Below are 6701 nucleotides of genomic sequence, written 5' to 3'. Positions count from 1 at the left end.
GATCTCGCTGGGGTAGGCGGGATCGGGGTGATGAACATCATGCTCGTCTCCGTGCGAGAACGGACGCGCGAGATCGGGGTGCGCATGGCGGTGGGCGCCCGGCAGGGGGACATCATGCAGCAGTTCCTGATCGAGGCGGTGCTGGTTTGCCTGATCGGCGGTGCCATCGGCGTGGCGCTGTCACTGGGTATCGGGTTCGGAGTGAGCAAGCTGGTCAGCGGGCTCAGCTTCATCTATTCGCCCACCACGATCATCGCCGCGTTCGTCTCATCGACGCTGATCGGGGTGGGCTTCGGCTTCATGCCAGCCCGCGCCGCGGCCCGGCTCGACCCGGTGGTGGCGCTGGCCAGCGAATAGGCTCAGCCGAGCGCGACGATGACCGACAGGCCGCACAGCAGCGCCGCCGCAGGCGACATGGTCAGCCGCTCGGGCACGCTGCGCGAGGCGAGGTTCATGACGATGCCAAGGCCGAAATAGCCGGCGACGACCCAGGCCATGACGCCGGACAGTCCCGCCGGCAACCAGTCAACAACTCCGGCCCGATCGAGCCCCACCAATGAGATCAGGGCGTAGACGGCGATCGAGACGAGGCTGCCGATGCGCAGGGCCGTCGGCAGCACGACGTGAGCTCCGCCCCAGGCGAAGCGGCCGAACGGCGCCCCGGTGGCGAGCGCCAGCTGGAACAGTCCCAGCACGCCGAGCACAAGGGTCAGTGCCCATGCGGCGAAGCCGGGGAGAGCCGGCACTTCAGTGCCCCTGATGCTCGTCGAACTCGTGCGGGAGGAAGTGATAGTCAGCCGAACAGAACTCGCAGACCACCTCGATCTCGCCGTTGACGACCATCTCGGCCCGCTCCTCGGCGGTGAAGTTGTCGCGCAGCATGGCTTCGATGCGTTCAGCCGAACAGGTACAGCGCTCCTCGAGGGCGACGGGCGCGAAGACACGCACGCCGGTTTCGTGGAACAGACGGAACAACAGCCGCTCGGCCGACACCTCGGGATCGGCCAACTCGTCGTCGCCGACGGTCGACAACAGGGCCCTGGTGGTCGTCCAGTTGTCGTCCTCGACATAGAAGGGGTCGGCGGTCTCGGGATTGTCGAAGTCTCCGTCGCCGGGCAGATCGGGGAGGTTCACGATGCCGTGTGGAGGCAGGTACTGTGCGAGCGCGCCTCCGGCCCGCCAACGCGGCGTGCGCTCGCCGCGAACGCTGTGCTGGGCAACGGCCAGGCGGACCAGCGTCGGGATCTGCTCGGACTGCTGGAAATAGGTGTGGGCGACGTCCTCGAGCGTGCCTCCATCGAGGGCGACGATGCCCTGGTAACGCTCGGTGTGGGGCCCCTGGTCGACGGTCATGGCCAGATGGCCCTTGCCGAGCAGAAGGGCCGGCGAGGTCTCGCCACGCGCGATCGCCGTCATTACGGCGTCGGCATCGAAGCGGGCATATCCACGCAGGCCATCGGGGGCATCGAGATCGACGACGATCAGGTTGACCGGGCCATCGGTCTGGGTCTGGAGGATGAAGCGGCCCTCGAACTTGAGCGAGGAGCCGATCAGCGCTGCGAGGACGACCGCCTCACCGAGCAGTCGGGCCACGGGCGCAGGGTAGTTGTGCCGCGTCAGAATGGCATCGAGTGCCGGACCGAGTCGTACCACGCGGCCGCGGCTGTCGAGACGCTCGAGGGTGAAGGGAACCACCACATCGTCGCCCGACTCCGGGCGGTCGAGGCCGTAGCTGCTCAGTTCCATAACCGTCGTTCCCATATCTCTAGCCCATGTCCTTTGCGGTCGATGCCCCGGGGGCGCGCGGGTGGCCCGCCGCCAGCGATTGCGGAGACCGGCGAGCCGTGTTCCCGAGGGGGTGCGACCGCGACGGCGGCGGGCAGGCTCAGATGTTCAGCTGGTCGCGCCCAAGCGCCCAGCACAGGATGGCCTTCTGTGCATGGAGCCGGTTTTCCGCCTCGTCGAAGACCACCGATTGCGGCCCGTCTATGACATCGTCGGTCACTTCGTCGCCGCGGTGCGCGGGCAGGCAGTGCATGAACAGCGCGTCCTTGTCCGCAAGGCCCATCAGATGGGCATTGACCTGATACGGTTTCAAGACCCGGCGTCGCTCGGCGGCATCGGTGTCGCCCATCGACACCCAGGTGTCGGTGACGACCAGGTCGGCGCCCTTCACGGCCTCCTCCGCATCCTCGATCAGACGGACGGCGGCGCCGGCCTTCTTGATATCGGCGAGCAGGTCCTTTTCGGGCCAGTAGTCCTCGGGGACGGCGATGGTCAGCTCGGCGCCGAAGAGCTCGGCAGCATTCACCCATGAGGCGAGCACATTGTTGCTGTCCCCCACCCAGGCCACCTTGGCGCCCTTGATCGGGCCGCGATGCTCCTCGAAGGTCATCACGTCGGCCATGACCTGACAGGGGTGCGCGCGGCGGGTGAGGCCGTTGATTACCGGCACCGTCGCCGACTCGGCGAGTTCGAGCAGATCGGCATGGGTCAGGATGCGGATCATGATCGCATCGACGTAACGCGACATGACCTTGGCGGTGTCGCTGAGCGTCTCCTCGCGGCTCAGTTGCATCTCGGCGCCGGACAGGAAGATCGTCTCGCCGCCCAGCTGACGCATGCCGACATCAAAGCTGACGCGGGTGCGGGTCGACTGGCGTTCGAAGATCATCGCCAGCACCTTGTCCTTGAGCAGCTGCGGCTTGTCGCCCCGCTTGAGACGCTGCTTGAGCTCGCCGGCGAGGTTCAGCATGTGCCGGAGGGTGGCTGTGTCGAAATCGTCGAGGTTGAGAAAATGCCGCGGAGTGGTCATCCGCACTCTCCTTGCTGGGTCCGGTCAGGCCGTGGCCTTGGCGGCGGTTTCCGCCTCGATGGCCTCGAAGGCCGCCGCGATCCGGGCGGCGGCGTCGTCGATATCGGCCTCGGTGACGACCAATGGCGGCAGTAGCCGCAGGACATTGTCCCCGGCCCCCTGGCACAGCATGTGGTGATCATCGCGCAACCGGGCGACGAACTCGCGCACCGGCGGAGTGATCTTGATGCCGGCGAGCAGCCCTTTGCCGCGCTGCTCGACGATGTACTGCGGGAACCGCTGCTGCAGTTGCTGGAGCTGCCACGCAAGGCGCGCGCCCATCCGCTCGACATGCTCGAAGAAACCAGGCTCGAGCACGCGGTCGAGCACGGCGTTGCCGATAGTGCAGGCCAGCGGGTTGCCGCCATAGGTCGAACCGTGGGTGCCGGGAACCATCGACTTGGCCACCTCGCCCTTGGCAAGGCAGGCACCGAGCGGGAAACCGCCGCCGATCCCCTTGGCGACTGCCATGATGTCGGGCTCGATCCCCGCCCACTCGTGCGCGAAGAACTTGCCGGTCCTTCCGTAGCCGCATTGCACTTCATCGAGGATCAGCAGCATGCCGTGTTTGTCGCAGAGGGCGCGCAGGCCGCGCATGAACTCGGCGGACATGGCGGTGACGCCGCCCTCGCCCTGCACGGGCTCGATCAGGATGGCACAGGTCTGCGGCGTCACCAGCGCCTCGACCGCCTTCAGATCGCCGGGGGCAAGGTGCCTGAAGCCGGCGAGCGGCGGACCGAAGCCTTCGAGATAACTCGGGTTTCCGCCGGCAGCGACCGCCCCGAGCGAGCGGCCGTGGAAGGACCCGGTGAAGGCGATGATCTCGTAGCGATCCGTCTCGCCCTTGGCCCAGAAGTAGTGGCGGGCCGTCTTGATGGCGCACTCGATGGATTCGGTACCCGAGTTGGTGAAGAAGCACGCATCGGCAAAGGTGTGCTCGACCAGCCGCTGGCCAAGCTTTTCCTGCTCGGGAATGGTGAAGACGTTGGAGGTGTGCCACACCTTTTCTGCCGCCGACTTCAGCGTCGCCACCAAATGCGGGTCGGAGTGCCCGAGGGCGTTAACGGCAATGCCGGCGTGGAAATCGAGGTAGGGCGTGCCGTCCTGCGAGAACAGTCGCACGCCCTCGCCCCGCTCGAATGCGAGTGGCGACCTGGCATACGTACCGTAGAGCGCGGACATCTGGCTCCCCTTTGTTCCGACTGTTGCAAAAGCCCCACAAAAACCAAAAACGCGCTGCGGTGGGGCGGCGCGTTGCAGGCCTTTGATATGCCTTTTGGCCGGCGCGAAGTCAACGGATCGATCCCAAGTGACTGATTTGACTCGGCTTCCCAAAGGCACAAATTGCGAGGGGTTTTTCCCCGTGTAAAACCCGCCCGACTCTTGATCCCGATTCCGCGACCCGTGTAGTATCAAGGTGTTGGGACACGATATCTCGTGTGGCGGACCCATCTGACCTACGATGCGTAGCGTATCAGGCCGTTGCCCGTTTGCGGCGGCACGGGTGATGTCCGTCGAATTCCTAAGGCGGTTAGGAGCTGATTGTTGATGGGCTGGACTGAAGAGCGCGTCGAGCTGCTCAAGAAACTATGGCTTGAAGGACTGAGTGCCAGCCAGATCGCCGGAGTCCTGGGAGAAGGCGTGACCCGCAATGCGGTGATCGGCAAGGTGCATCGCCTGAAGCTCAGCGGCCGCGCCAAGCCGGCCAGCGTGGCGCCGCGGGTGCGCAGCGCACCGCGACCGGCGGCGCGGCGCGTCGCGTCGCCCTCCGCCCCGCGGGCTTCGGGCAATGCCGGCACGATGATGAAGTCCCGGCCGATGAGTGCCGGAGCGGCCAGTATCGTGCAGGGTGCGACGGCGCTCAAGATCTCGGAGGAGTTCGAGGTCGAGCTCGAGGCAGCGCCGCAGGCGGCCGAACTGTTCATTCCCGTCGAGCAGCGGCTGAGCCTGCTGCAGCTCAACGAGCACACCTGCAAATGGCCGATCGGCGATCCCCTCGCGCCGAACTTCTACTTCTGCGGCCAGCACTCGGAGGACGGCAAGCCCTATTGTGAGTTCCACTCGCGGCGGGCCTACCACCAGATCGACAAGAAGCGTCGCTGAGACCAGCGCGGGACGTCAGATCGGCCGGGCCGTGCGCCCGGCCCCTGCTCTTCAAGCATCGAGGACCGGGGTCGCGGGCGATGGCGCATCGGCGCGGATCAGGCCGGCTGCGCGTAGGTCGTCCCACAGCTGCGCCGGGATGGCGAGCCGGTAGCCGGCCATGTTGCTCTCGAACTCGGTTCGGTTCGAGAAGCCGGGGATGATCGCCGTGATGGCCGGGTGACCGAGCGGAAAACTGAGCGCCGCGCGGATCAGCGTTGTGCCGTGCTCAAGGCAGAGCGCCTCGATGCGCCGGGCCTTGTCCAGCATCGCTTCGCCGGCAGGCGCGTAGTCGAACAGCGCCCCGGGCACTGGGCCGGTGGCGAGGATGCCGCTGTTGAGCGGTGCGCCGGCAACAATGGCGACGCCCTGATCAAGGCAACGGGGCAGCAGGCGTTCCATGACGGCCTGATCGAGCAGGGTATAGCGATTGGCGAGCAGGAAGACGTCGAAGCGGGCGTGATCGAGCAGTGTCTCGAGGATGTCGCCTTCGTTGACGCCTGCGCCGATGGCCTTCACCTGCCCGCTGCCGCGCAGTTCCTCGAGGGCGCGGATACCGCCCCCCTCGACCGCCTGGCGAAGGGTCTCCTCGTGCCGCTCGCGCTGGGCGAAACGCCCAAGGTCATGCAGGAGCAGGATGTCGATGCGCTCGAGACCGAGCCGCTGCAGGGAGGCCTCGTGGCTGCGCATCACGCCATCGTAGGTGAAGTCGAAGACGGGACGAAACGGCAGGGCGCGGGCATCGCCGGAGCTGGCAAGGGCCCAGTCCCGATCCGGAACGAGGAGGCGGCCGACCTTACTCGACAGCACATAGTCGTCGCGCGGCTTGTCGCGCAGGAAATCGCCGATACGGCGCTCGGACAGGCCGGCCCCGTAGAATGGCGCGGTATCGAAGTAGCGAATGCCGGCGGCCCAGGCCATCTCGAGCAAGGCCTGCGCCTCAGCATCCGAGGGCGCCTTGCGCAGATCGCCGATCGGGGCGCCGCCGAATCCGATGCGCGAAATCAGGAGGTCGGTGCGTCCGACGGGACGGGCGGGGATCATCGGGTCGCCCACAGCAAGCCACGATGGAGAATGGTCCGGATCTCAGGCCGGTCCAGTTCCCGCGGCTTGTGGCCGAGGGCGGTGTAGAAGACGCGGCCGCGCCCGTAGACGCTCTTGAACACGACGGGCACCTGGACGTTGGCCTTCCAGGCGGCATGCTCGCCCGAAAAGGTCGTGGTGGCGAGCACCTCCACCGACGGATCGACATGCAGGTAGTATTGCTCGGACGTGTGCTCGAAGCTCGAGATGCCGGCCATGAGTGGATCGTGCAGCACCCTGGGATCAACGCGATAGGTGATGACGTCGCCCGGGTGCGTGGCAAAAGTGCAGCCAGCGAGGAAGCGGATGCGCGGGTTGGAGGGAAACGAGGTCGCAAGTCCGTGGTGGAAGGCCGCAAGGCCGGTGCCGGCCTCGATCGCGGCACAGAAGCGGATCGAGGTCTCGCGATCGAGTTCGCCGCCGGTGATCTGCGGCACGATCAGGTCGTAGCGACCGGCATCATCGCCCAGAGCGGCGTAGTCACCAGTGACTGTTACCGCGAACCCCTCGCCCGCGAGGAGATCGCGGACGATCAGGGCCCCCTCTTCGGGCTCGTGCAGCTCCAATCCTCCCCAGACGACAAGGGCGCGCTTCATCGAATCCTCCGTTTGTTCGCAGATGA

General features: G+C 66.4%; 8 protein-coding genes. 2 read left to right on the top strand and 6 right to left on the bottom strand.

Annotated features, from left to right (window positions below):
- Positions 1-357: FtsX-like permease family protein (locus tag ACE3TU_RS16990; protein WP_374626318.1), on the top strand; the 357-nt coding region annotated here is incomplete at its 5' end.
- A 2-nt stretch (positions 358-359) separates the two neighbouring features.
- Here ACE3TU_RS16990 and ACE3TU_RS16985 read toward each other — a convergent pair.
- The 4 genes from ACE3TU_RS16985 to ACE3TU_RS16970 form a co-directional block, all read right to left on the bottom strand.
- Positions 360-746 (bottom strand): hypothetical protein, encoded by a 387-nt coding sequence (locus ACE3TU_RS16985; RefSeq protein ID WP_374626316.1) that lies wholly within the window; start codon positions 744-746, stop codon positions 360-362.
- Position 747: 1 nt separating this feature from the next.
- Positions 748-1761 carry an Hsp33 family molecular chaperone gene (locus ACE3TU_RS16980; RefSeq protein ID WP_374626314.1) on the bottom strand — a complete coding sequence of 338 codons (1014 nt, stop codon included), beginning with the start codon at positions 1759-1761 and terminating at the stop codon, positions 748-750.
- Positions 1762-1885: 124 nt separating this feature from the next.
- On the bottom strand, positions 1886-2815 hold the full coding sequence (gene argF, locus ACE3TU_RS16975) for an ornithine carbamoyltransferase (RefSeq protein ID WP_374626312.1): 930 nt from the start codon (positions 2813-2815) through the stop codon (positions 1886-1888).
- Between the two features lie 24 nt (positions 2816-2839).
- A complete protein-coding gene (locus ACE3TU_RS16970; protein WP_374626310.1) occupies positions 2840-4036 on the bottom strand; it encodes an aspartate aminotransferase family protein in 1197 nt (398 codons plus the stop codon).
- Between the two features lie 366 nt (positions 4037-4402).
- Between ACE3TU_RS16970 and ACE3TU_RS16965 the strand changes: the two genes are divergently transcribed.
- Positions 4403-4957 carry a GcrA family cell cycle regulator gene (locus ACE3TU_RS16965; protein WP_374626307.1) on the top strand — a complete coding sequence of 185 codons (555 nt, stop codon included), beginning with the start codon at positions 4403-4405 and terminating at the stop codon, positions 4955-4957.
- A 51-nt stretch (positions 4958-5008) separates the two neighbouring features.
- Here ACE3TU_RS16965 and ACE3TU_RS16960 read toward each other — a convergent pair whose 3' ends face one another.
- Both ACE3TU_RS16960 and ACE3TU_RS16955 read right to left on the bottom strand, forming a co-directional pair.
- Positions 5009-6040, bottom strand: a complete 1032-nt coding sequence (locus ACE3TU_RS16960) for an aldo/keto reductase (protein WP_374626305.1) — start codon at positions 6038-6040, stop codon at positions 5009-5011.
- The coding region (locus ACE3TU_RS16955) for a ThuA domain-containing protein (protein WP_374626303.1) at positions 6037-6701 on the bottom strand (665 nt) is incomplete at its 5' end. The genes ACE3TU_RS16955 and ACE3TU_RS16960, both read right to left, overlap by 4 nt.

It is taken from the genome of Devosia sp., assembly GCF_041917035.1.
Taxonomy (GTDB): domain Bacteria; phylum Pseudomonadota; class Alphaproteobacteria; order Rhizobiales; family Devosiaceae; genus Devosia_A.
Note: the sequence above shows the minus strand (reverse complement) of the source record. Positions and strands in the feature narration are given on the sequence as shown.